Annotated in this window: 21 protein-coding genes; 11 read left to right on the forward strand and 10 right to left on the reverse strand. The window is 52.4% G+C overall.

The window, feature by feature from the left end; genetic code table 11:
- Nucleotides 1-177: 177 nt before the first annotated feature.
- The 3 genes from ACYVRB_RS03745 (at nt 178) to ACYVRB_RS03755 (ending at nt 4,297) form a co-directional block, all read left to right on the forward strand.
- Nucleotides 178-1,866 carry a glycoside hydrolase family 2 protein gene (locus tag ACYVRB_RS03745; protein WP_461213646.1) on the forward strand — a complete coding sequence of 563 codons (1,689 nt, stop codon included), beginning with the start codon at nt 178-180 and terminating at the stop codon, nt 1,864-1,866.
- Nucleotides 1,863-2,858 (forward strand): GDSL-type esterase/lipase family protein, encoded by a 996-nt coding sequence (locus tag ACYVRB_RS03750; protein WP_461213647.1) that lies wholly within the window; start codon nt 1,863-1,865, stop codon nt 2,856-2,858. Before ACYVRB_RS03745 ends, ACYVRB_RS03750 begins: the two co-directional genes overlap by 4 nt.
- 71 nt (nt 2,859-2,929) lie before the next feature.
- Nucleotides 2,930-4,297 (forward strand): MFS transporter, encoded by a 1,368-nt coding sequence (locus tag ACYVRB_RS03755; RefSeq protein WP_461213719.1) that lies wholly within the window; start codon nt 2,930-2,932, stop codon nt 4,295-4,297.
- Between the two features lie 106 nt (nt 4,298-4,403).
- Here the strand turns inward: ACYVRB_RS03755 and ACYVRB_RS03760 are convergent, their stop codons facing one another.
- The 4 genes from ACYVRB_RS03760 to ACYVRB_RS03775 all read right to left on the reverse strand — a co-directional run bounded on the left by ACYVRB_RS03760 (nt 4,404) and on the right by ACYVRB_RS03775 (nt 7,146).
- Entirely contained in the window at nt 4,404-5,246 is an 843-nt protein-coding gene (locus tag ACYVRB_RS03760; RefSeq protein ID WP_461213648.1) for a helix-turn-helix domain-containing protein, read from the reverse strand.
- 305 nt (nt 5,247-5,551) lie between these two features.
- Nucleotides 5,552-6,049: a universal stress protein gene (locus ACYVRB_RS03765; protein ID WP_461213649.1), complete on the reverse strand. Its 498-nt coding sequence runs from the start codon at nt 6,047-6,049 to the stop codon at nt 5,552-5,554.
- Between the two features lie 85 nt (nt 6,050-6,134).
- Nucleotides 6,135-6,782 carry a hypothetical protein gene (locus tag ACYVRB_RS03770; protein WP_461213650.1) on the reverse strand — a complete coding sequence of 216 codons (648 nt, stop codon included), beginning with the start codon at nt 6,780-6,782 and terminating at the stop codon, nt 6,135-6,137.
- Between the two features lie 82 nt (nt 6,783-6,864).
- Nucleotides 6,865-7,146: a hypothetical protein gene (locus ACYVRB_RS03775; protein ID WP_461213651.1), complete on the reverse strand. Its 282-nt coding sequence runs from the start codon at nt 7,144-7,146 to the stop codon at nt 6,865-6,867.
- A 1,075-nt stretch (nt 7,147-8,221) separates the two neighbouring features.
- Between ACYVRB_RS03775 and ACYVRB_RS03780 the strand changes: the two genes are divergently transcribed.
- A complete protein-coding gene (locus tag ACYVRB_RS03780; protein WP_461213720.1) occupies nt 8,222-8,293 on the forward strand; it encodes a type I toxin-antitoxin system Fst family toxin in 72 nt (23 codons plus the stop codon).
- A gap of 156 nt (nt 8,294-8,449) precedes the next feature.
- On the opposite strand, the gene ACYVRB_RS03785 is transcribed toward ACYVRB_RS03780, so the two are convergent.
- Together ACYVRB_RS03785 and ACYVRB_RS03790 are read right to left on the reverse strand one after the other, a co-directional pair.
- Complete coding sequence (locus ACYVRB_RS03785; protein WP_461213653.1) at nt 8,450-9,724, reverse strand: replication-associated recombination protein A; 1,275 nt, start codon at nt 9,722-9,724, stop codon at nt 8,450-8,452.
- Nucleotides 9,725-9,776: 52 nt separating this feature from the next.
- Nucleotides 9,777-10,766: an AraC family transcriptional regulator gene (locus tag ACYVRB_RS03790; RefSeq protein WP_461213655.1), complete on the reverse strand. Its 990-nt coding sequence runs from the start codon at nt 10,764-10,766 to the stop codon at nt 9,777-9,779.
- Nucleotides 10,767-10,886: 120 nt separating this feature from the next.
- Between ACYVRB_RS03790 and ACYVRB_RS03795 the strand changes: the two genes are divergently transcribed.
- Both ACYVRB_RS03795 and ACYVRB_RS03800 read left to right on the forward strand, forming a co-directional pair.
- Nucleotides 10,887-12,161: an MFS transporter gene (locus tag ACYVRB_RS03795; protein ID WP_461213657.1), complete on the forward strand. Its 1,275-nt coding sequence runs from the start codon at nt 10,887-10,889 to the stop codon at nt 12,159-12,161.
- A 73-nt stretch (nt 12,162-12,234) separates the two neighbouring features.
- On the forward strand, nt 12,235-14,202 hold the full coding sequence (locus ACYVRB_RS03800) for an alpha-L-rhamnosidase-related protein (RefSeq protein ID WP_461213659.1): 1,968 nt from the start codon (nt 12,235-12,237) through the stop codon (nt 14,200-14,202).
- A 197-nt stretch (nt 14,203-14,399) separates the two neighbouring features.
- Here the strand turns inward: ACYVRB_RS03800 and ACYVRB_RS03805 are convergent, their stop codons facing one another.
- Together ACYVRB_RS03805 and ACYVRB_RS03810 are read right to left on the reverse strand one after the other, a co-directional pair.
- Nucleotides 14,400-15,623, reverse strand: coding sequence for an LPXTG cell wall anchor domain-containing protein (locus tag ACYVRB_RS03805; RefSeq protein ID WP_461213661.1), 1,224 nt, complete (start codon nt 15,621-15,623; stop codon nt 14,400-14,402).
- A 415-nt stretch (nt 15,624-16,038) separates the two neighbouring features.
- On the reverse strand, nt 16,039-16,485 hold the full coding sequence (locus ACYVRB_RS03810) for a hypothetical protein (RefSeq protein ID WP_461213662.1): 447 nt from the start codon (nt 16,483-16,485) through the stop codon (nt 16,039-16,041).
- Between the two features lie 293 nt (nt 16,486-16,778).
- Between ACYVRB_RS03810 and ACYVRB_RS03815 the strand changes: the two genes are divergently transcribed.
- Nucleotides 16,779-18,446: a hypothetical protein gene (locus tag ACYVRB_RS03815; protein ID WP_461213663.1), complete on the forward strand. Its 1,668-nt coding sequence runs from the start codon at nt 16,779-16,781 to the stop codon at nt 18,444-18,446.
- Here ACYVRB_RS03815 and ACYVRB_RS03820 read toward each other — a convergent pair.
- A complete protein-coding gene (locus ACYVRB_RS03820; RefSeq protein ID WP_461213664.1) occupies nt 18,423-18,833 on the reverse strand; it encodes a helix-turn-helix domain-containing protein in 411 nt (136 codons plus the stop codon). The genes ACYVRB_RS03815 and ACYVRB_RS03820 overlap by 24 nt on opposite strands.
- A gap of 140 nt (nt 18,834-18,973) precedes the next feature.
- Between ACYVRB_RS03820 and ACYVRB_RS03825 the strand changes: the two genes are divergently transcribed.
- From ACYVRB_RS03825 to ACYVRB_RS03840, 4 genes are all read left to right on the forward strand, one after another.
- A complete protein-coding gene (locus tag ACYVRB_RS03825; RefSeq protein WP_461213666.1) occupies nt 18,974-19,171 on the forward strand; it encodes a helix-turn-helix transcriptional regulator in 198 nt (65 codons plus the stop codon).
- Between the two features lie 329 nt (nt 19,172-19,500).
- Nucleotides 19,501-20,115, forward strand: coding sequence for a DUF1054 family protein (locus tag ACYVRB_RS03830; protein WP_461213668.1), 615 nt, complete (start codon nt 19,501-19,503; stop codon nt 20,113-20,115).
- Nucleotides 20,116-20,162: 47 nt separating this feature from the next.
- Complete coding sequence (locus tag ACYVRB_RS03835; protein ID WP_461213670.1) at nt 20,163-20,528, forward strand: Rid family detoxifying hydrolase; 366 nt, start codon at nt 20,163-20,165, stop codon at nt 20,526-20,528.
- Nucleotides 20,529-21,002: 474 nt separating this feature from the next.
- On the forward strand, nt 21,003-23,627 hold the full coding sequence (locus ACYVRB_RS03840; RefSeq protein WP_461213672.1) for an LPXTG cell wall anchor domain-containing protein: 2,625 nt from the start codon (nt 21,003-21,005) through the stop codon (nt 23,625-23,627).
- Between the two features lie 532 nt (nt 23,628-24,159).
- Here the strand turns inward: ACYVRB_RS03840 and ACYVRB_RS03845 are convergent.
- Nucleotides 24,160-24,780 (reverse strand): hydrolase, encoded by a 621-nt coding sequence (locus tag ACYVRB_RS03845; RefSeq protein ID WP_461213673.1) that lies wholly within the window; start codon nt 24,778-24,780, stop codon nt 24,160-24,162.
- Nucleotides 24,781-24,890: the final 110 nt, after the last annotated feature.

Genomic DNA, 24,890 nt, shown 5'->3' on the forward strand with positions numbered 1-24,890 from the left:
CCATCCAATCTTCAAAATCACATACTTCATGAGCAAATCGCAATATTATTGTTAGCGATTACAAGCTAGGATATAGGTGTTCGCGAACGAAATAGTGGCGCTGTGTTGACATGCGATATTGCCTAACGCTGAATGCGTATGTGATGAGATACACAGCGAAGATAGGAGATTGCAGGCATGATTAGACGATTTAACCAACACGTGATGCGTGCTGTGACGGAGCTGAATGGGCTGTGGGGGTTCAATCAGGAAGGCAAATCAGCTTATTATCAATTGCCGGTGCCGGGATGCTGGGAGCAACATCCGGCATTGAACACATTCCGAGGGGTCGGGTATTACCGGAAGATGATCGATGTCCCGGCGACCATGAAAAATTTACGGCTGGTGTTTAAAGGCGTCAGCCACACGGCGGATGTGTATTTTGACGATGACTTGATCACCCATCACTACAACGCCTATACGCCTTTTGAAGCAGTTGTGCCCGAAGTGACGCCTGGGCCTCATGAACTGGTCGTGCGCGTGGATAATCGGTTCACTGAAGCTTCCGCGCTACATTTGCCCAACGATTATTACACTTACGGGGGCATCACGCGCACAGTTGCGGTTGAAGCAGTTCCTGACACGTTTATCGAGCGGATCCAATTCACGCCGCGTTTTGTTTCAGGACATTGGGAGGCAGACGTGAAATTGGTCGTCCGCAATCTGAGTGCCCAACCGCAAACGGTCAGTGCGCGGGTAACCATTGCGGCAGAACAGATCGCCTTTCAGGATCAAACGATTGCCGCCAAGACGACCGGCACGCTCACGGTCACGAAGACTTTCGATGGGATCAAGCCGTGGTCGCCTGAATCTCCCAATTTATATTTGGCCAGCGCTGAGTTGTTGGTTTCTGATCAGGTGGTTGATGACCTGATCGATCGGGTGGGCTTTCGGACGGTCAAAATTCAAGGGGCAAGGTTGTTGGTCAACGACAAACCTGTATTTTTGCTGGGCTTCAACCGCCACGAAGATAGCCCGAGTTTTGGGTGTGCAATTCCGTTTCAACAGATGGTTCGCGATCTTGATCTGCTTGAGGATATGGGGGCCAATGCGATCCGGACGTGCCATTATCCTAACGACGAGTTGTTTCTCGATCTTTGTGACGAACGCGGCATCCTAGTTTGGGAAGAGAATCATGCGCGCGGTTTGTCTGTTGAACGAATGCAAAATCCTAACTTTGATCGCCAATGTGCGGCGGTCAATGAAGAGATGGTTTTGAACCATTACAACCATCCTGGCATCGTGATCTGGGGAATATTGAACGAGTGTGCCAGCGATACCGAGATCGGACGGGCTAAATATGTGGCACAATACGCGCAACTCAGAGCGCTGGACAGCACCCGTCCGCTGACTTCTGCAACGTGCCAGCATTTTAAAGATATCTGTTTAGATCAGCCCGATATCGTGTCGTTCAACATGTATACGGGCTGGTATCAAGATATGCCGGTCAGTGTCCGGCATGAAAAGGAATTAGACTGGATCAACACGACCCCAGGCGCCAATAAGCCGCTGATCATCAGCGAATGGGGTGCCGGAGCGATCTATGGGTATCACAATCCGATGCGCATGAAGTGGACGGAAGAACGTCAAGCAGACATCATTCAGGATAATTTGGATGTTTACCTCCATGACGAGCGGTTGACAGGGATTTTCTTGTGGCAATTCGCCGACTGTCGCGTCACAGATGAAGAGTGGTTCGATCGGCGCCCACGCGGATACAACAACAAGGGGATCCTTGATGAGTACCGGCGACCGAAGATGGCCTATGCAACGGTCAAAAAAGCATATCGGGAATATGCACAGGAACATGTCGAGGCCAGAAGATGATTTTTGATCATATTGAGTTTCATAATGTTGCTGAAATCGAGCAGACCGGGGATGCCTATCGCCTCTGGCGGGTGCCGCGAGCGGTCTGCGCGCAAATGAGCGATCGGACGCAGAAGCTTGTCGGGCATTATACCAGCGGGGTGGAACTGCGCTTTCGGATGGTCTCCGAGCGGGTAACGCTTTTATTCAGAGTCGAAACTGATGCCGAGGCCCAAGCGGCGTATCTCTTCTTCGGTAGTTTCCAAGGCGGCTGGGATCGCTCTAGCCGGCCGCTGAACGGAGACATTGCGGCGGTCACGGTTCAACGACCGACTAATCTTGACGTCTTGCGAGCCATCACTGACGAGCAAGGCCTGGCATTTTCCCCTGACTTGGTGCGCGTCGTCTTGCCTTATGGAAAGGTCAGTTTTGTCGGGGTCATCGGAGAAGTCGCACCGCCGAAACCAGGCGATGTTCCGGATACGCAGATGCTGGCGTACGGGTCATCGATCACACACGGCAGTCTCTGCTTGGCGGCGCCGTACGCGTATCCCTTTCGCGTTGCTCAGCAGTTAAATATCGATGCGTTAAACCTTGGTATGGCAGGGGCTTGTTTCATGGAGCCTGCGATCGCAGATGATATCATGAAGCGGTCGGATTGGCAGTTTGCAACGCTTGAGCTGGGGATCAATATGCTAACGGATTATTCCGAAGATGTCTTTGAAAGCCGGGTCAGTGCCTTTCTTGATCGGCTTCGCAAAGAAACCAGACCGATCGTTGTGACCAGCTTAGTCCAGGTCAACAAAAATCATGCCAAGGCGCAACGTTACCGAGAAATCGTCGCCCATTATGCCAAGCCCCACTTTGATTATATCGATGGGCTGGCACTGTTGAATGAACCGCGATTCATTAGCCAAGATCTTGTGCACCCAACGGCAGAAGGCATGGCGTGCATCGCAAAAAACTTCGGTAATTATTTGAAAACGAAAAACTTTGGAGAAAAGAGGTTGTGAAAATGAAACAAGACGCAATTTCAGATTCGCCAGATGTCACCGCACCTGCTGATAAGCCAGCGCCTTTTGGTATGCGGGATAAGATTGGCTACATGTTTGGCGATTTAGGTAATTGTTTCATCATGGGCCTGACGAATGCCTTCTTGATGATTTATTACACCAACGTGTTAGGAATCACCGCCGGCACGATCGGCCTGTTATTCCTGATCACACGGATCATCGATGCCTTTGCGGATGTCACGATCGGGCGCTTGTCTGATATCACCCCGCTTACGAAGCAAGGACGGTTCCGCCCATGGCTTCGAGTGATGAAGTATCCTTTCTGTTTGATTGGGATCATCGTTTTTCTGCCGGTCGTGCATAATTTTCCGATGAGCATGAGAATCCTGTATGTTTTCGTCACATACTTATTCCGTGGCGTCTTTCTTTCCTGCTTTAACATTCCTTACGGGTCACTGGCGTCTGCAATCAGTTCCGATCCTGACGATCGGGCATCGCTATCGATCTACCGTAGCGTGGGGTCTGCGGTTGGGGCCGGCGCGACCGGGTTCATCTTGCCGCTGTTGGTTTACAACACAGCCGCTAATGGCCAACAGATCTTGTCTGGCGATCGCCTGTTTTATGCGGCGATCGGGTGCGCGATCTTGTCGTTCATCTGCTACAACTTGTTGTACATCATGACGACAGAACGTGTCCGCGTGGTTAAGAAAGAAAAAGTACCGCTGTCCAAATTGATCAAGACCATGTTCACTAACCGGCCATTGATGTCATTGATTTTTGCGGATCTGGTCGTTGTCCTCTGCACGAGTTTGCAAAGTGCGATGACGACTTATCTATTCACTGATTACTTCCATAATAATAAGGCGTTATCGATCGCGTTGCTGTTTACCTATGGGACAACGGTGGCCTTAGCACCGTTTGCCAAGTGGTTGAATTCCAAGTTTGGTAAGAAAGAAGCCAGCACGGTCGCCTTGTTCTTCGCGGCAACCTTGTATTTGATCATGTTCTTCGTTCATATCCATAGCGCATGGATCTACCTGATCTTCTTGCTGTTGGCGACATTCGGGGTCGCGATGTTCAACCTGATGATCTGGGCGTTCATCACCGATGTTATCGATTACCATCAGTATCACTCCGGCTATCGTGAAGACGGGACGGTTTATGGGGTCAACTCACTTGCTCGTAAAATCGCCCAGGCGCTGGCAGGGGGCACGAGTGGCTTCTTGTTAGCCTTGATCGGCTATCAATCCTCGCATACTGGGGGCGCCGCGCAAACGTCAATGGTAACTAATCGAATCTATATGTTAGCTACCTTGGTCCCATGTGTGCTGTTGTTTATCGCGGCGGTGATCTTGAAGTTCTGGTATCCACTGACCAAGGAGAAGATCGGAACGGTTGACGCTGAGTTACGGCGCATCAACGCTGGAGATCAAAATTAATCGTTACTCAGCGACTAAAAGCGGTTGAGACTCAAAGCCGTTTTGGTCAATCACGCAAACAGCCCTACACCTGGTGCTCAAAGGTGTAGGGCTGTTTGCGGTCTTGTTAGGCATCCGCTTGTTTCGGATCTGCGCTACTGCGGCCGAACTGATGGCAGTTACGGAAACGCAACGGGGTGTAGCCGGTGTCTTGCTTGAAGACGCTGATGAAGTGGGACATGTCGGTGAAACCGGCGTCGCTGGCGACGTCTTGGACGCGCCGATTCGAATGTTCCAGCAGCATCGCTTTGGCCTGCTTGATGCGGTAGCGGGTGAGATATTGTAATGGCGTCATACCGTAGAATTCGCGGAAGATCTTATTTTGGTATGGTGCAGAGTACCCGGTCAGCTGGCGCAGGGTGTCGTTGGTGATCGGTTCAGAGAAGTGGGCATCGATATAATTGAGGATCGGTTCGATCAAGGAGTGGTTGTAGAAGCTGACAGAATCGTTGTTTTGCTGGCGCAAGAGCAACAGGAATTGATAGATTGCCGTTGATTGCTGAATGCGTGCTTGCGGCGTGTCGTCGACGAAGATCTTCATGTGGTCGGGGATGAAGGTGGTGAGTTGCTGGCTGAGTTTGGGAAAAAGCAGATAAGTCTTCAGGCCCAAGCCGGCGCTGAGCTCACCGGCAAGCGTGCCGTTGTAAGTGAGAAAGGCCGTGTGCCAACTGCCAGAGAGCGGACGATAGCTAAACGGTAACTTTGGCGCGATCAAAATGGCCTGATCTTGATTCAGCTGGATCCTTTTGTCAGCAAACTGGACCTCACCGCTGCCGTCGCGAGTCTGAAGCCAGACAAAATCTGGGTAGCCGGTGGCGGTGTGATCGACTTCTTCTTGTTGCCAATCACAGCCATAAAGGTTGAAAAGCAACGGTGCCGTTGGCTCATGAATGAGACTCTCGACGAACATATGCATCCCTCCTTAGTAGTAGTATAAGACACGACTTGCCGCTAGACCAATATAAATTAAGAATCGAAATATAATTTGTTGAAATGGTAAGTTAAATGTCAAAATTCGTTATTTTGGATAGATAGTGAGACTGCCCTCACCTAAGTTCGGAATTATCCGTTTTCAAAAAGAAAATTGGCCACGATTATTTTGGATTATCTGTGCGGTTAATCTTGATGTTAAGACTATACCAATATCATAAGCCGCCAGCCAAAACGGCATTCAGGCAAAAAAAAACCGCCTCAAGGGCGGTTTTGATAAAAGCACTACAGATCTTTTTTGGGCTTTGGCTGCTTCGTGCTGGCCAAGGCAGGTTTATTCTCCAAATCGGTACGAACGACCAAAACGTCGCAAGGGGCGTTGCGGGTGACATACTCCGTCACACTGCCGATCAGCAGGCGCTCGACAGCGTTGAGACCGGTAGCACCGATCATGATCAGATCGATGTCGTGTTGTTTCGGGATGTCACGGGCGATGATCGTCTTTGGCGCCCCGTATTCGATCGTGTATGACACGTTGTCTAGGCCGGCTTTTTTGGCCTTTTCAATATATTGGTCCATCGTCTGCTTGGCTGTTTCGGTGACCTGTTCGACCATTGCAGAGTCAAAACTCGACACGTTCTGGAACGCACGGGTGTCTACGGTGTGCACCATGAACAACTCCCCGTCGTTACGCTTGGCGACCGCGATCGCCTTTTCGAAGGCCAATTCGGATTCATACGAGCCATCAATTGCGACTAGGATGTGCTTGTAGTTGTGTAACATGTCTATCACCTCTTATCTACATTATACGATGTTGACGGGCAAAGTGAAACGTTTTCGCGAGGGAATTCGGGTAATTTTTCACAAACTAATCGATCGTCCACTTGGCCAGCGCTTTGCCTTCAGGGGCGAACTCGATGGTAAAGTGGTCGGCCTGGTCATAAGGCTTGGCCAAAAGGTACCACAGCGTTGTGGTGCTCGAGTGGCCGGCGGTGACTTCGGTTTGGCCGTCTTGGTAGTCGAGTGGGGTGGCGGCGTTGCCGTCGTCATCGTAGACCTTCAGATCGTCTTCGTCAGGCTGAAAGTCGTCGTCGAGCGCATAGTTGGTGTATTTGACCTGGATCTGCACGGCGTGGTCTTTCTTGCCTTGGAAAATGTGATCGCCTTGCGCTTTGGCAAACGCGTTCCACTTCTGATCAGCCGCCGTAACGGTCAAGCCGATGGCCTTGTGCGTCGCGCTGGTACCGATGAGGGCTTCCTGGTTAAGCTTGTAGGTCGCAACGTTGGTGGTCGTCAAGTCGTCGGGATCGGTATCGTGGTCGTCATCGTGATAATCATTATCGTGATAATCATCATCGTCGTTGTCATGGGTCTTGAGCGACGAGACTTCGGACTTCAGGCTGGCGTTGTCGCGTTCCACGGAAGAAAGCTTGGCAGCGTCGTTGCTGGTTTGGCCGCATCCTGCTAACCCCAGCAGTAACAGGCCACAGGCGCTTGCAAAGAGAATTTGCTTCATTTCGATACCTCCAATATGTTAGGCTAAAATTATAGGGAAGAAGCATCTGGCGTCTACACCGTTGCCGCGGTGTGGGCGTTTTTTAAAGCTTGCGGTTCATGTATCCCGGCAGGCTGACGCCTAAGAGGCCGACAATCAAGGCCCCGGCGACCAAGACGGCGAGTTTCAACCAGGTCAAGTCGATGAAGGCACTAACGATGGCGGCGATGGCGACGATCACCAACACCACCGCGTAAGAAGCCAGCGAGATACTGACGCTGCGGGGCACGTCTTTGAGCATTAAGAAGTCGTGAGTACGATGGGTGAAAAGGTATGCCGCCAGCGCAACGAGCACAATGGCATACAAAAGCATCATGAAAAGCATTGATTGGATTCCTTTCGAAGGTAAAGTCGTATGTGGCGTTGATGGGTGCTGTCGGGTGTGGGCGAAAGTGACTCCAGCAGGATCAATCTGTCGTGGAGAGGGTGCTCGGCGGAGCTAACTCAGCTTTGCTGAGTGGATCTCCACCTGCGCCTTGCTGTAAGCGACAAGTCGCTAACAGCAATCTCACCACGTCAGATTGACCTGCTTCCGTCACTTTCACCCACACTCTGGATTCTGCGTATCTGGATAGTATCGTGTAACGGACGAGCGGATTATCCCACGCTATGAGTACGGTGCACCAAATGTATTGCAGGCGTTATCTAATGTTTCTAGTCTCAGAAATTGCCACTTAGAATATTTAGAACGCAAATGTAAGGACGGGGTGTGCGGAGACAGGAGATGGCTCAGGCGCGGCATTGTTGTTAGCGGCTTGCCGCTTACAACAAAGGCGTTGAAGGAGATCCACTCGTAGCGGAGCGAAGAGTTAGCTCCCGAGCGCCTCGCCCATGACATGCAAGCCGTTCCAGCCATCTCCTGTCGCAGTGCACCCCGTCCGGACTGATACCACCATCCCCAATACGCACCAAGAGTAAAAAAAAACCGGCGTAGGCCGGTCCAAGTCGCGAAGACTTTTTGATGAAAGGCTAGTGGTACCGTTATCTTCCCGTTCTGTTGAAACCCGCTACTATGCAAGTGGGTCCAAACGTCCAAGGCGTTAGTCGCTCAGTGATAGAGTAACACGGCATTGGGCTCTGATGGTCCCAAGGTCTCGAAACTGTTCGGTCAACTGAATTATGGGAAGCGCGCATACCTTAGGTGACTTCCATGGTTAAATCATAGCATCATCATCGCCGGGATGCAAGTCTCAAGCTTGGCGGCAAAAGCGCTTGACAGCAACGTTGTTAGCGCTATTTTACTAGCACAATCTGGTGGCAACGTCAAGTAACCAGGCAATGACGATATTGGTTGGCATATATAAGCAAGTAAATAATTGGTATCGTGTTGTCAGATATGATATATTGGCAACGGCAACCCGCCTCGAAAGGGGGTGTTGCTATTGCGCACCATTCTAGAGGTGTTCGTCGGCCCTTTGGTCGTAGGGCTAATCTGTGCATTATTCGCGCACTGGCTGGATACGCGACGATGAGCGCCTGTTAGGGTTGCTATTAATCCAGTCCACACCGCTCACTGAGTGTAAAAAAACGCCGTACCCACTGCAATGGGTACGGCGTTTGTGTTGCTATTGCTACCATTCTTGACACCATTATAGCATGGCCGTTTAACTCTGGCAACAACGGGTGTCTTACCTGCCACCTTGCAGTTTACGCAGTTGCGCCAGGCGCTGGGCCAAGGCTTGCTCGTACTTGCCGGTGGTTTTGGCGTCGTAGTAATGCTTACCGACCAAGGTGTCTGGTAAGTATTGTTGGCGGACCCAGTCGCCTGGATAGTCGTGCGGATATTTGTAGCCGACACCGTGGCCGAGGGCGGCGGCGCCTTTGTAATGGGCATCGCGCAAGTCGTCTGGGATCGCGCCGGCGTGGCCGCCAGAGACATCGGCCAAAGCGGCATCGATGGCCGCCATGGCGGTGTTGGACTTGGGGGCCAGACACAAGTCGATAACGGCATTGGCCAGCGGGATTCGGCCTTCCGGTAGCCCCAGGCGCTCGGCGGCTTGGATCGCCGTGAGCGTGCGGCTGGCGGTTTGGGGATTGGCGAGGCCGACGTCTTCATAGGCGATCACTAACAGCCGGCGCAGGATGCTGGGCAAGTCGCCGATGGTAATCAGACGCGCCAAATAATGCAAGGCTGCATCGACGTCGGAGCCGCGGATGCTTTTTTGAAAAGCAGAAATCAGATCGTAATGTGCATCCCCGTCTGCGTCGCCGTCGATGGCGCGCTGTTGCAGGGATTGGTGCATGACATCCGCAGTGATGGTGATGTGGCCGTCAACTTCCGGCGTGGACAGCACTGCCAGCTCCAAGGCGTTCAAGGCGCTGCGCAAGTCGCCGTTGGTGGCGTGGGTCACAAACTCGCGGGCGTCAGCTTCTAAGACCACGGGATACTTGCCCAAGCCGCGCGTTGAATCTTGTAGCGCGCGGTCGACAGCGGTGTTGATGTCGTCTGCCGTCAGCGGAAAAACTTGGAAGATCTGCGTGCGGCTGCGGATTGCCGGCAAGATACTCATGTAGGGATTCTCGGTGGTGGCCCCAACCAGCACGATCCGGCCGGATTCTAGGTGCGGCAGTAAGAAGTCTTGCTTGGTTTTGTCCAAGCGGTGGATCTCGTCGAGCAACAGGATCACGGTGCCAGACATCTTCGCTTCTTCCGCGACGATCTGCAGGTCTTTTTTCGTGTCGGTCGCGGCGTTGAGCGTCCGGAAGGCGTACTTGGTCGCCCCAGCAATCGCGGCGGCGATGCTGGTTTTGCCGGTGCCGGGCGGGCCATAGAGGATCATGGAAGACAAGCGATGGGCGACGACCATCCGCCGAATGATCTGGTCTTTGCCGACAAGATGTTGCTGGCCGACGACTTCATCGAGATTCTGTGGCCGCATCCGGAAGGCGAGCGGTTGTTGCATGAGATCAGTCCTTTCTAACGCAATCGTTGCTTTCTATGATAACACTGATGGCTTATATCGCCGAGGCGTGCTGGGTGACTTGGTGTTTGTAGTCTGAAGGGCTGGTTTGCAGATACTTCATGAACAGCCGGAACAGCGATGAAGGATTCTGGTAGCCGATCTGTTCGCAGATCGCGTTGAGGCTGAGGGGCGTTTTGATCATCAAGTTTTGCGCGACGGCAAGCCGCCGGCGGTCGACCAGTTCTTTGAAACTGTGGCCGGTGCTGGCGCGCAACTTGTTGCTGAGGTAGTTGGCGTTATAGTTGAAGTGGGCGCTGACGGCCGTCAGGGTCGCGTCGGCGTAGTGGTGGTTGATATAATCGAGCACAGGCAAGAGCCGGTCGTGGGTGACGTCGGCAAAATTGGTGAACGACTTGATGATCGTGGTCGGCAGTTCCAACAGCAGTGGCAATAATAGAAGCGTCATGCTGGTCTGCTGGTCGCCGATCGGGTTCAGGCCTTTGAAAAGCAGGCATTCGATCAAGTCGATCGCGATCGGCTGGTCGCTGAGATCGAATAGGATGAAGTTATTGTGTAACGTGTTGACTTGGACGGCATTATAGAGGAATTCGGTGATGCGGTTGGTGGTGGCCGGGAGCGTGGCAAACAGGCGGTCGACGGTGGCATCATCTTTGAGCAGCAGGTTGATCAGCAAATCGTTCGTGCCGGTTGATTCGATCTGTTGGACGATGGCAGTGTCCATCAGCAAGAGTTGGTGCGGCTGCAAGATGATTTTCTCGCCGTTGATGAACTGGGTGCTGTGCCCGGAGAACTGATAATTCATCTCGATGAATTCATGGGTGTGGGCGGGGACATAAGAGAAGCGGCTGTTTTTTGCTACCGCGATGTCGCTGTTGTCGAAAAAATGGGCGACAGGCATCTGAGGGATCGGGTCATGGATGTAGTCGAGATCCAAGCTGTTGACGTTCGAATGGGTGGTTTGCTGCCGGCGTTCCGTCGGGTTCAAGGCTTGCAGTTGCTTGATGAGCGCTGAGATCGGCATGATGACGCCTCCTGTGATTCTGCATGATTTTGTGTGTTCGCAGGATATGGTACCGCTTTATGGTACCGATTACAATGTTCTTTGTTGAATGTTTCGTAAACATTGGTGAGGTGAAATCATATGCAAGCAACGAAAAAAGTTAAATTGAGCCGCGACAACATCCTGTTAATTATTGTTGCCGGCTTGGCATCATACATGGACGCCGCACTGCTGGTCAGCCTCGGGGTGGCGTTGCCGATCTGGGCGGCGAACTTCCATCTGAATTCGTGGCTGGTCGGGGTCGTCAGCACGTTGCTGACGGTGGCAGTCGCGCTGGGATCGCTTGCCGGCGGCTGGTTGTCAGACCGCTTCGGCCGGGTACGGGTCTTTAATCTCGACATCTTGTTCGTCGGGATCGGGGCTTGGGTGATCGCGGTGTCACACAACATCGTGGTATTGTTGATTGGGGTCGTCATCGCCGGTCTGGCTTCAGGCGCAGACTTGCCGACCAGTCTCGCGGTGATTTCTGAGCGGGTGCCTAAGGCCGTCTACGGCCGGGCGATCGCTCTGACGCAGATGTTCTGGTCGATCGGGATCTTATTGTCACAGTTCTTGGGCTTTTTGACCGCCAACGCCGGCATGGGCAGCCCGATGACGCTGTTTGGGTTCATCGGGACCGCAGCCTTGTTGAACTGGCTGGTGCGGGTTTCGTCCAAGCATCTCAAGGCCATCGAAGAGGCACCGCGTCCCGCGGATCAACAGGTCGCAGAAGGCGCGCCTAAGCATTACAAGCTGTCGACACTGTTGAAGAATTCGACCTTTATCGTGCCGCTGATCTTGTTAACCGTGTTCTACTTATTCTGGAACCTGCCTGCCAACACCTGGGGATCGTTTGTGAACTACTTCCTGGTGACTGTCGGTGGACGCAGTCAGTCTTATTCGACCTTGATTGGGCTGATCGCCAACATCTTGGGGGTCGTCTTGACCATCGGTTACCTGCGGTTGGCAGATACCAAGTATCGTTATCCCGCAATGGTTTGTGGCTTGATCGTCGCGTTGGCGGCGTTCATCGCGGCTGGTAGCTTCTCGTCGCAATGGCAAGTCTTCACGATTGCCTACATCTTGTATTCAGGCAGTAACGTCTTCACTGGCGAGACCCTGTACAAGATCTGGAGTCAGACCTTCTACCCGGTCGATGCGCGCGCAACGCTGACCGGCTTCTCGTATGGGTTTGTTCGGATCTGCACGGCGATCTTCTCCCTGATCACCCCGACGTTGATGGGGTATTCACCAAAGCTCTTGCTGTGGATCATGGTGCTGTGCACGGCCGTCTTTGGCGGGGCCGCACTGGCGATCGTCGCGCTGTTGAAGCGTCGGCATCTCAGCGATGCCGCGTTGAACGCGACCAAAGGTTAATCTGTAATTATGCATGATATGGCTGTGCTTTTGCACGTTGCAGCCATTTGGAAACAATGGAGGGTCAGAAACAATGGCAGAAACGATAACGACCAAAGATGCCGCATGGCTTTGGTATCCCGGGGATTTTGAGATCCACGCCGGGTTGGTGCAAAATTTCCAGCGTGAAGAACGCCGCATGGGCTGGCCGGCATACTGGTATATGGACGACTGCCACCGCAACGTTAAGTTCTCGCGGACTTATCAGCTCGATGCGGCGACGACGTTTACGGTCAAGGCGATCGGGACTGGTTATGTGGCGATCGATGACGCCAAGCATCCGCTTGGCCAGGCGCTACAAGTTGAAGCCGGCACCCATCGCATCGAGGTCTTTGTCGGCAATCTCACTGGCCTGCCAACGATCTATGTGATCGGCCAGGTGATCCGCTCCGATTCCGGCTGGGAGGCGTCCAACTTTTTGACCAGCGCACCTGCTGGTCACGATCCGTTGTTCACCCATCCAGACCAGGATCCGAATGTGATCACGTATCAGACACAGAAGGTCGCCCCAACAGTCGTCACGCCGATCGATGGCGGCGTGCTGTTTGATTTTGGCCGTGAGCTTAACGGCACGCTGCAGGTCACGACTGCCCAGCCGATCACGTTGTGTTATGGCGAATCCGCGACCGAAGCCCGCGATGTGGCGCGCTGTTACTACAAACAAGATGGCGTGACGGCTGCCACTAAGTTGCGTCGGCGCGCGTTCCGGTACATTTTCGTACCGGCCGTGGCCGCCGGCAGTGTCGATCTGGTTGCCGTGCACATGTTTGTCCCCAAGGTCAACCGCGCGTCGTTCCACTCTGACAACGCGCTGATGAACAAGATCTGGGAGGTGTCGGCCGAGACCTTGAACTTGTGCTCGGATGTGTTCTTCATCGATGGCGTCAAGCGCGACCGCTGGATCTGGGCGGGGGATGCGTATCAGGAGAACTTTATCAATCAGTATTCTTTCTTCGACGAAGACGTCGACAAGCGCACGATCCTGGCTTTGCGCGGGCAAGACGACGTCAAGCAACACATCGACACGATCGTCGATTATTCGATGCTGTGGGTGATCAGCATCCTCAATCACTATCAGATGACCGGCGACGTCGCGTTCTTGCGCCAGATCTACCCGCGCATGCTGAGCATGGTCAAGTATTTGATGGCGCAAACCAACGACCTGGGCTTCATCTATGGTCGCAAAAACGACTGGATCTTCGTCGACTGGTCGGAGATGGATAAAACCGGCACCGTCGCTGCCGAGCAGATGCTGTTGCTGGAAGTCTACAAAACCGTCGTCACTGTCGCTACCGTGCTTGACGAGCCGGTCACGGATTTTCAGGCCAAGTACGATCAGTTGCACGCCAATGTGATGCAGTACTTCTGGGATGCCGATCGCGGCGCCTTCATCGACAGCTATGAATCCGGCAAGCGCCACGTGACGCGGCACGCCAATATTTTTGCGATTCTCTTCGATGTAGTCGACCAAGCGAAGATGCGATCGATCCTGCACCATGTCTTGCTGAATCCTGCCATCACGCAACTGACGACGCCGTACTTCAAGTTCTTCGAGCAAGATGCCTTGTGCAAACTCGGCCAACAAGCGCGTGTCTACCAGACGCTGAGCGATTATTGGGGCGGCATGCTCGATCGCGGCGCCGTGACGTTCTGGGAAGAATTCGATCCTGAACAAACCGGCGCAGAGATGTACGCGATGTATGGCGACCCTTATGGCAAGAGCCTCTGCCACGGCTGGGGCGCCAGCCCGATCTACCTGCTCGGGCGCCACTTCATCGGGTTGCGGCCGACCGCGCCAGGCTATCAGACGTTCGCACTGACGCCGGCGCTCGACGCGTTCGACCAGCTGAACGCGACGTTGCCGATCAAAGACGGTAGCGTCACCGTTGTCAAAAACGGCAGCCGGCTGACCGTGACCGCAACGCGGGCTGGCGGTAGTGTGAGTGTTGGCGACAAGACTTATCCGCTACCGGCAAAGCAGGCCGTCACGATGACGTTATGATCTCAATCAAGGGCCACACGACCCAGGGTTGGCGAAAGCCGCCGCTGAGCGTGTGGCCCTTTTGCAATCACAAAAAGCGCCTTTGCCCCGCGATTCAAGGAACGAATCAGGGGACAAAGGCGCTTGTGCAGGGCCGAAACGGGTTGATATTTCAGCCGCATGATGATGACTGACGCTGTGACAAACTTGGGGCTAGGTTAGCGAATGGCACGCTTGCGACGATCGCCGGCAAGCCCGAACAACGCAACCATCGCGGTGGCAACACCGACACCAGCTAATGCCGCGTTAGTGCTATCGCCGGTCTTAGGTAAGGTCGTAGCGGCAGCAACTGCTGCAGCCTTAGCCGCTGGCGTTTGCGCGGTGTAGTAGCCAGCCTTACGAAGATCTGCACGTGAGGTCGACGTCGTGGTGGTCTTGGTCGATTCTGGCGTCTTTGCAGGTGTTGTCGTGTCGGTTTCTGTGGTCTTCTTTGCAAGGCCGTTAGCATCGTAACCAGCCTTGTCCAACTCAGCTGTCGTGATGGAAAGGGCAGGGCCTACCTCGGTCTTGGTTTGAACCGTGTTGTCATAGTAGGCTTCCTTGTTGATCGCAGTTGGGTTGCCAACCTGAGTCTTAAATTGAGGCAGGTTGTTATAGTAAGCTTCTTTGTTGATCGCAGTTGGGTTGCCTACTTGGGTCTTGGTTTGAGGCAGGTTGTTATAGTAGGCTTCTTTGTTGATTGCGGTCGGGTTGCCAACCTGAGTCTTGGTTTGAGGCAGGTTGTTGTAGTAAGCTTCTTTGTTGATCGCAGTCGGGTTGCCAACCTGAGTCTTGGTTTGAGGCAGGTTGTTATAGTAGGCTTCTTTGTTGATCGCAGTTGGGTTGCCTACTTGAGTCTTGGTTTGAGGCAGGTTATTATAGTAGGCTTCCTTGTTGATCGCAGTTGGGTTGCCTACTTGAGTCTTGGTTTGAACCGTGTTGTCATAGTAGGCTTCCTTGTTGATCGCAGTTGGGTTGCCTACTTGAGTCTTGGTTTGAACCGTGTTGTCATAGTAGGCTTCCTTGTTGATTGCGGTTGGGTTGCCTACTTGGGTCTTGGTTTGAACCGTGTTGTCATAGTAGGCTTCTTTGTTGATTGCGGTTGGGTTGCCGACTTGAGTCTTGGTTTGAACCGTGTTGTCATAGTAGGCTTCTTTGTTAACCGCAGTTGGATTGCCAACCTGGGTCTTGGTTTGAACCGTGTTGTCATAATAGGCTTCTTTGTTGACCGCAGTCGGATTGCCTACTTGTGTAACCACTTGTGGTTCGGTTGCCGTTGTTGCAGCAGATACATCATTACCACCCAAGGCTGAAACGCTGAACAAGGTTGCAGCTGCTACCCCTGCAGCGATCCAGGTCTTGTTGGCTTTGTATAATTTCTTTGCTCCAGAACGATCTGTCATAAGTTGTATCCCCCTAGTGATAAAATGCCCGAAAGTGAATGCCCAACAGTTGATCACAACATTAACACCCCAAAGGAAGTGCATAGGTTGATAACGCCATCATCTACAATTATTATAATTCATCTTCTGATCAAGTAAATGAAATGAATATTATCAAAAAATTATATACGTATATTTAATAATATGAGCAATTCATCCAATTGAACCAACCTGGTCCATCAAGTTAACGATGACTTAAAAGACTGATGTGGCGATGTTTTTCAGAAGTAATCGGTTTTTTCGCAAGTTGTGAGCACCTGATGGGCAAAAATAAATCTAAAAAACGCTTCCAAAATTTGGCAACTAAACCGCCAGAATGCGATGTTTGTGAGTTATGATCAAAGGTAACGTATTTCTTAAGTTCGCGGTGGTATGGTCATTTGATGGTGAGCTGATAGTCGCGAAGCAGCGGCAGGTTCTGCGTGTCTTCAAGGTCGACCACAGCCGGACGCGCACGCAAGGTCTGCGCGTTGGGTTCGTTGACTGTGATTTTGGCCAGCGCGAAGTTCTGGTTGTGCTTTGGCGTCGGGGCAAGGACAAAGATGCTCAGGGGCGTGTTCGCATTGAGATATTCACCTTGTGAGATGCGGATGCCGTCTTTAAAGAACGTCTGCAATTCAGCGGCGGAGCGGAGATTGGCGACCTTGGTGCCGGAGATGAAGACCACCTTGTCCTGAATTTTGTAAAGCATGCCAGACACTGAGACGGCGTGCCTTTTTTGTGTGTGGCTTGATGAAGCAGGGGCTGATGGCTTGCTGGCGGGTTGTTGGGAAGCACAGCCGCTGAGTAGTAGGCTGAATGCCACGACGATGAAGGTTTTCATGGGTTCACTCCTTATAACCTCAAACTTTCCGGAGTTAAATGTTAAAATCCGAAGACAGTTTGCTGAAAGCGTTGCCTTTCATCTTATAATAGAGGATGATAAGATTAAATGTAGTATAGCATATCGTTAAATAAGTTCGGCAGGAAAACCCATTTTCATCGGCGGGCAGGCTGGTGTCAATGATTATGAATGGCGGTGAGATAAGCGCCAGCGACTTGAACGACAAATCGTTGCAACCAGCGCTGGCCGTGTTACCATTATAGTTGCAGAAAATAGTGGATAGGATGATGGAAATGTACGATTATGGCCAGATGATCAGTCAACTTGGGTTGATTGGCCTTTTGCCGCAGACACAAGCAAAGCTCACTTTGCGTCTGGCGGCAACGGATGCGGTATTACCGGCGTCACCGTATTGGCACCAAACCAAAGCTGCGTTAGATGTGACGCTGCCTTGGGATGAGAACTTGCGTACCAGCACGCGCATGTTGGCGGCAGTGACGACGACGCTTGTGCGTGCCGGTGTGGATGTCACGCTTCAAGAGACCCCGTTCACTTTGGACTGGGCGCTTCCGGAAAAGTTGTTCGAACGCGCCTATATGGCCGTGCAAGACAGCAAAGACGCGCCGAGCTACATCGCGTTTCGCAACGGTTGGTACGTGCGCTTCGTTCAGGTCTGGCCCAAATTCCAGGCGCAATTACAAGCACAATTTGGCGTGACGCACGGCTTTGACCTGCGCTTGCTCGGTGATGATCCCGACCACAAGGGAATCTTGGGGATGCGTTGGGAGAACGTGCCGATCATGGCCAACACCGATACCGGCAACCAGACGCAGAACTTGGTGTGGTTGCGCGCGGCGATCTGGGGTGTGCTGGCCAACACCATGCCGGCCGAGCTGAACAGCTGGGTACAAGCACAGGTGCTCGATGAAGAGACGCTGAGCGTGTGTGCCCGGTTTACAGTAGGCAAAAGGCGCCAGATCCAAGCACCAGACGACGGCCTGCACCTGCCTGGTTACCCACAGCTCAGCCTCGACAGCCAGTTGCTGGTTGCCACAGCGCTGGCGGCTGGGCGCAAGGTGGAAGTGCTCAACGAAACCGCCGAGGTGTTGCGTATCGATGGACGCTTGATCGTTGGGTCGGCGGCTTTAAACAGTCAAGTGGCAGTGGCGACCAGTCGGGTAAGGCCCGCGGTCAAACGGCTACTGGGTGAAGCTGGCCTGCCGACACCAGGCGGGGCAGTCTATTTGACGTTGCGGGCGGCCTTGCATGACTATCACACCAGTTTCACCAACAAGGCCATCGCGCTGAAACCGACGCAGGGGCAAGATGGTGACGGTGTGCACGTGTTCATGTTGCCGCCAACAGAAAAAGTTTTCATCGCTGCTTTCAACGACGCCGCACAGTATGGGCCGGTGTTGATCGAAGCGTACGCCAAAGGCGCGGCCTATCGCTTGGTCGTCCAAGATGACCAGATGATCGCCGCGCTGGAGTTGACCCCAGCCAATGTAGTCGGGGATGGTCGCAAATCGGTGGCAGCACTTGTCAGCCACAAAAACGCGCGCCGTCCACTCGGCTGGCAACCAGTCGTCTTGGACAGCGTGGCAGAGAATCTATTAGCGGCGCAAGGGGTTAGCACGGATACTATCGTGCCACGCGGGCACCAAGTCTTTTTGCGCAATGAATCCAACACCCGTTTCGGCAGTGACGGCTACGACGTGACAGATGATTTAGCAATCGGCTATGCCGACTTGGCGGTCCAGGCGGTCAAGGCCATCGGTTTGCGCCGCGCGGGCGTCGATATGGTGATCGCCAATCTGTATGCAGACTATGACCCGCAACATAGTGGGCAGGCCGCGATCTTAGGCGTCACTGCGACGCCGGCACTGTGGCCGCATGCCGTTGCGCAAATGGGCACGAAACGGAACTTGGCGACGAGCTTACTCGCCGCGTTGCTGGCCTGAATCTTGATGTTGCTTGGCGAGGGTGCGCGCAACATTCAGCGTGCCCGCCAAGGCTTCACGAAGGACACGACGTTCCGGCGTCGACATCGCTTTGCCGGCCAACGTCGTCTGATTGCCGGTGTCATCAAGCTCAGAAAGCAGGTGCGCCAGCTGGACGTCAACGTCAGCAGTTGTCGGCGTGGCGCGGTGTTCCGTGCGGTCGAGAAGATAGTCCAAGGACACACTGAAATAATCTGCCAGTTGCCGTTTGGTGGCATCATCCGGTTCGCGGACTCCTTGTTCATAGGATGAATAGGCCGATGCCGAGATCCCCAAGCTGTTTGCGAGATCGACTTGGCGAAGGCCTTTGTGTTCTGTGCGTAATTGTTTTAAGCGTTCTGCGTTCATGATGAAATTCACCTCATGTGCTAAGCTTACAATACAAAATGTATAGTTGAAGGAAATCCACAAATTGAGCAATTTGTTGTTGACGCTGCACTAATTGTGACGTAGTTTAATTGGTAACGGATTAGATGGGAGTGAACCGGATGCGCGATTGGCTAGTTGCAAAGCGACAAGCACGTGGGATGACCCAGCGCCAGTTCGCGGAATTCTTAGAAATTCCGGTGAGCACGCTGGCCGCATACGAGCAGGCAGCGCGAACACCCACAGTCGCACGGGCGAAAGCCTTAGCAAGTAAATTGGATGTTGCTTGGGAACAGTTTTTCGAAGACGAACATCGCTGAATCTCTGAGCTAGTGCAGGTGCACTAGCTTTTTTTGTGTCGTCGCTTAGTTACTAATTGTAGATTCGAGGGTGTAGTTAAAGAAGGCACACAAGAAGCGCTGGGGTGCCTGCGGCGAAGGAATTTAGAGGGACGGCATGCTATCAGCCGATAAGAAACTGTGATCTGTGAGCGAATCGCGCCTGGCGCAGAATGCTTATGTATTCGGGATGCGGGTAGTCGTCTCGGTTAACGCGCCCAAGCTGTCTTATCCACATCGCTAAGTTCGGGTTACTTCGCTCTGTGATAGAATGTGTCTAGATTGTAACACTTATCAGGAGGGTTGTCGTCATGTTCGAGTTAACCGATTTACGTGCCTTTGCAGAGCCTTCTTTGGAAGGTCGATTAGCCATAATTCGCCGTGACTTGGATCCAAAATTCGAAAGTGCGGGGGAGGTTTTGGCCGCGCTGGCGCAAGCGGCTGGGGTGCCACAACAGACGGTCCATATCGCCAAACATGCGCGGCGGCATAAGAATCCGCCGCCGGATACTTGGTTGGCGTTGGCGGCAAATACTCGCGGCTATAAGATGATGCCCCATGTTGAGCTGGGATTTTGGGATGATCGGCTGTTCTTGTGGTTGGCGGTGCTGCAAGACAGCAAGCCGTTGACCATCGATCAGGCCGCGATTGCGCCGTTGTGTGCCGACTTGCCCGAGCAGACTCAGTTGGCAGGCGACCACACGGACAAGCTTGCCGCGCATGACTTTTCCAGCGCGGCACTCGTAGATCAGACGACGCAGTTCAATAGTAGGAAAAAAGCAGAGTGGCTGATCGGCAAGACTTATGTCCGCACGGATCCGTTATGGCAGACGCCGGACGCCTTGTGGCTGGACATTCAGCGGCGCTTCTCGGCCATGATGCCGGTGTATCAGGAGCTGGGGCAGGAATTTATCCAGCAGAGATGAGCACATTGTGGTAAAATGATGGCATTAATCTCAGGAGGTTTTAATTTATGGAAACTGTCTATACGCCAAACGCGCCAGAACCACTCGGCCCTTACTCACAAGCTAAAAAAGTTGGAGATATGGTCTTCATCTCTGGCCAGATCGGTATCGATCCTAAAACCGGCAAGCTCGCCGGGGATGATATCGAAACGCAAACCAAGCAAGTCATGGCCAACCTCGGTGCCATTCTCGATGCCGCCGGCAAGAGCTACGCTGATGTTGCCAAGGCAACTTGCTTGTTGAAGAACATCGATGACTTCGCGAAGTTCAATGCGATCTACGGCGAATATGTCGTTTCCAAGCCAGCTCGTTCCACCTTTGCCGCCACGATCCCAGCAGGGGCGTTGGTCGAAGTCGAGCTAATTGTTGGCTAAAATGCCACAGCCTGTGTTGTTTTCCGATTTTTCGGAATACACGCAGGCTTTTTTATTGTTCTAAATTCGATTTTTAGAAATTTAATAAACCGGTTTGTTAGAAAACAATTTAATAAAATTTGATAATGTCAATTTTACCTAAATATCATCATTGTGAATGACATCGTGTCACAATTCAGTATCAAGCCGCGTTTATCCGGTCATAAAAAAGATTGTGCACAGCCATTAATTTACAAAAAGAACGTCTATATTTTTGATTGTTAAAACGATAGAGTTTAAATTGCCATTTTTTTAAAAAAATCGACAATTCAACAGCAAAAAAATTGTAATTTTATTGAAAACGGTTTTGACGTATGATTCACCGCGACTTATACTTAATCACAAGTAGTGTAGTTTTGTATTCACTGCGTATTTGTATCATAGTCATCTATATTACTTCCTGAGGGGGATTACTTCCTGAGGGGGAATTCATTAATGAATCAACGTAATGGAGCAAAAAAGCTTTATAAGGCACATAAAATGTGGTTTGCCGCAGGGGTCGCTGCGGTAGGCTTATTCTCTGCAGGTGCTTTGGGTGGTACCCAAGTATCAGCTGCTGTTCAACCTGTAACCCAATCTGAGCCAGCTCAGTCTGGTACAACGGATCCAGCAACGACGCCAACAACCGATACTCCATCTGCAAAAGCAGTTGTGAGTGCTCAGCAGGCATTAAACACAGCCAGCAGCAACGTAAAAGCTGATGTGACTGCTTATCAAACTGCCAAGCAACAACAGCAGGCGGCTAAAGATTTGCACACCGCACATGACACTGGTGATGGTACATACACTAGTAAAACTGGCGCGACTTTCAAGGTAACTGAGCAAATCAATCAAGCAACTGACGGCGCATATAAGGGCGCAGTTGCAAACAGAGATAAAGCAAAAACTGCCATCAAGACTGATACAGCTGCGGTTGCAGCTGCACAAAAGACTCTGGATGAGACGACACAGCAAGCCCTCGCTAAAAACGCAGGCGCTGCGCAAACTTCTTACGATCAGATTCAAACTGGTTACACTGATGCTAAAAACGGTGTAACCCCGACTGCTGCTAAGTTGTCCAACGCTTCATATGCGCAAGGCTACAAGCAGGGTACAGCTGACAAGCAAGCCGCTGCAGCTGCCCAAAAGGCTGCTGATGAAAAGCTTGCCAACGATGCAGGTAAAGCACAAACTGCTCTTGACCAGATTCAAACTGGCTATAATGACGGTAAGCTGAACAAGCCAGCCAACGCAGATGCAAGTGCTGCCTACAAAAAGGGTTATGATCAAGGCCAACACGACTTTGCTAACATGGCCGGTAAGGCGCAAAAAGCCAACGATGATATCGATGCTGGTTACGCTGCCGGTCGGGTTAACAAGCCAGCCGCTGCAGATGCAAGTGATGCCTACACCGTTGGTTACAAGCAAGGCCAACAAGACTTTGCTAATGTAGCAGGTCAGGCACAAAAGGCTGTCGATGATATCGATGCTGGCTACGCTGCAGGTAAGGCTAACAAGCCAGCCGCTGCAGACGCAAGTGCTGCTTACAAAGCCGGTTACCAGCAGGGTCAAGAAGACTTTGCTAACGTGGCTGGTAAGGCACAGAGTAACTTTGATCAGATTCAAACCGGTTATACCGATGCTAAAAACGGCGTAACACCTACTGCTGCTAAGTTATCCAACGCTGCTTATCTTAAGGGTTACAAGCAGGGTACGGCTGATCGGGTTGCTGCTGCTAAGAGTGCCGCAGAAGCTGCTTCGCACGCTGGTTCTGCAAACCAAACCGGCAAGACTGCAGCTGACCTTGATGCCTATGCTAAGGGCTTGTCTTTGGGTAAGATCAGTGTCAGTGAATTGCCAGCTAGCTTGACGAATGGCAAGTCTCTTGACTACATCCAAGCAATTACTTCAGGCTTTAACGCTGGCCGTGTAATGTGGCAAGCAAAGACCTACAAGGGTAACGTTGCTGACACACCAAACAAGTCGACTCAGGCTTCTAACGATGCCGCAATGAAGCAAGCACTTGCTAACCAACAATTGACTTACTCCAAGGGTAAGGAAATTACGATGGCTCAAGAAGCTGCCGCTGCAAAGGCTGCTAAGAACGCTACCGTCAAGACTGAAGTAGGCACTCCAACTGCAGTCAACAAGGAAGCTTACTACGACAACACAAAGGGTGTACAGACCAAGGCTGAAGTAGGCACCCCAACTGCAGTCAACAAGGAAGCTTACTACGACAACACAAAGGGTGTTCAGACCAAGGCTGAAGTAGGCACCCCAACCGCGATCAACAAGGAAGCTTACTACAACAACCTTCCACAAACCAAGGCTGAAGTAGGCAACCCAACCGCGATCAACAAGGAAGCTTACTACAACAACCTTCCACAAACCAAGACCGAAGTTGGTAACCCAACCGCGATCAACAAGGAAGCTTATTACAACAACCTTCCACAAACCAAGACCGAAGTTGGCAACCCAACCGCGATCAACAAGGAAGCTTACTACAACAACTTGCCACAAACCAAGACCGAAGTTGGCAACCCAACCGCGATCAACAAGGAAGCTTATTACAACAACCTTCCTCAGTTCAAGGCTGAAGTAGGCAACCCAACCGCGATCAACAAGGAAGCTTATTACAACAACCTTCCTCAGTTCAAGGCTGAAGTAGGCAACCCAACTGCGATCAACAAGGAAGCTTACTACAACAACTTGCCACAAGCTAAGGCTGAAGTTGGCCCTGCAGTTTCTGTTACCAAGGCTGAATTAGACCAGGCTGGTTACGATGCTAATGGCCTCGCAAAGACGGCCCCAGCTACGGAATCTACCAAGTCCGAGACACCTTCTAAGACTGATACGACGCCTGCTCCTAGCCGTGCAGATCTTCGCAAGGCTGGTTACTACACCGCCCAAACGCCAGCTGCTAAGGCTGCTGCCGAAACGGCTGCTACCAAGACGATTGCTGCAACGATGCCTAAGACTGGCGACGACAACAATGTTGCCCTTGCTAGTGCCGGTGCGCTTACCGCTCTGGTTGCATTGTTCGGGCTTGCCGGCGAACGTCGCAAGCATTCCATGAACTAAACTAGCAAATTGCTAGAAAGCGGCTTTTTAACAGAAGTCCGCTAAAAAGAGGTTCCAGATCATCATGATCTGGAACCTCTTTTTGTATCGTAATGAATATCGTTGAGCCGCACTGAGTAACAGGCTTACTCACAGCCCTAAACCCGCCTAGTTCCGCTCTGGTTATCGTCGAGCTCCACAGGACAACGGCATTGCGTATAAGTCATCACGGTCACGCGATGGCTTTGCCATCACGCACCAAAGCAACCTTATACACATGCCCAAGACCGTCCTGTTCCGCTCTGGTGTTGTCAAGCTGTACGCGGCAACGCGGGTACAGCTAGCTACGCAACCGCACTCGGGGCCATGATCGCCCCAAGCACGATTGCTAGGCTACCTGACCCGCTAAACCCGCCTCGTTCCGCTCTGGTCATCGTCGAGCTCCACAGGACAACGGCATTGCGTATAAGTCATCTCGGTCACGTGATGGCTTTGCCATCACGCACCCAAGCTGCCTTATACACATGCCTAAGACCGTCCTGTTCCGCTCTGGTTAGTCTAACGAGATGAAGTCGCCTGCTGTCAGTAGTTGTTGGACGAATTCTGGAACGGTGTCGATACGGTTCCAGTCGCGTTGCCATTCGCAGGCGAGCTGGGCGTTGGAAACAAGCTCAGCACCGGCTTGTTCGATACGGCGTAGGGCAGTTTCGTGGGCGATGGTGCTGGTGCCGCCAACGGCATCGACCACTGGGAACACGTTGTAGCCCGCGCGCAAGGCGTCTAAGGCTGGAAAGGCCAGACATGCTTCTGTCCACAGCCCACACATGACAAGGTTGCGCCGGCCGGTGGCTTGAACGGCGGCGACGAAGTCTTTGTCTTGCCAGGCGTTGATGCTGGAACGGTCGTAGCTAGGGACATCTGCGAGCATCGAGCGTAGTTGTGAGATGGTGTCTTGGTTGCGGCCAGAAGCGACGTTGACGGTGGACAAGACGATCGGGACATCATAGATGTTGGCCAAGCGCACCGTCATGGTGATGTTTTGGATCAAGGTTGGGTGATCGATCGACCGGATCGACTGGATCTGAGTCGGCTGGTAGTCGATCACGAGCAGGGCAGAATTCTCCGGCGTCAACAGGGTATCAGTCGCAGGATCGCGACGAGGAAAACTAGTCATTTTTCGCACCTCCTATGGTTCAAGTGTACCGCCTGTCTGATAAATTCCCTAATAAAACGCTCGGCATCTTCGCAATGTAAGCGGTGGCGCGGTAAAATAGGGGTAACAGA

The sequence above is a fragment of the Lacticaseibacillus boliensis genome (assembly GCF_054784775.1).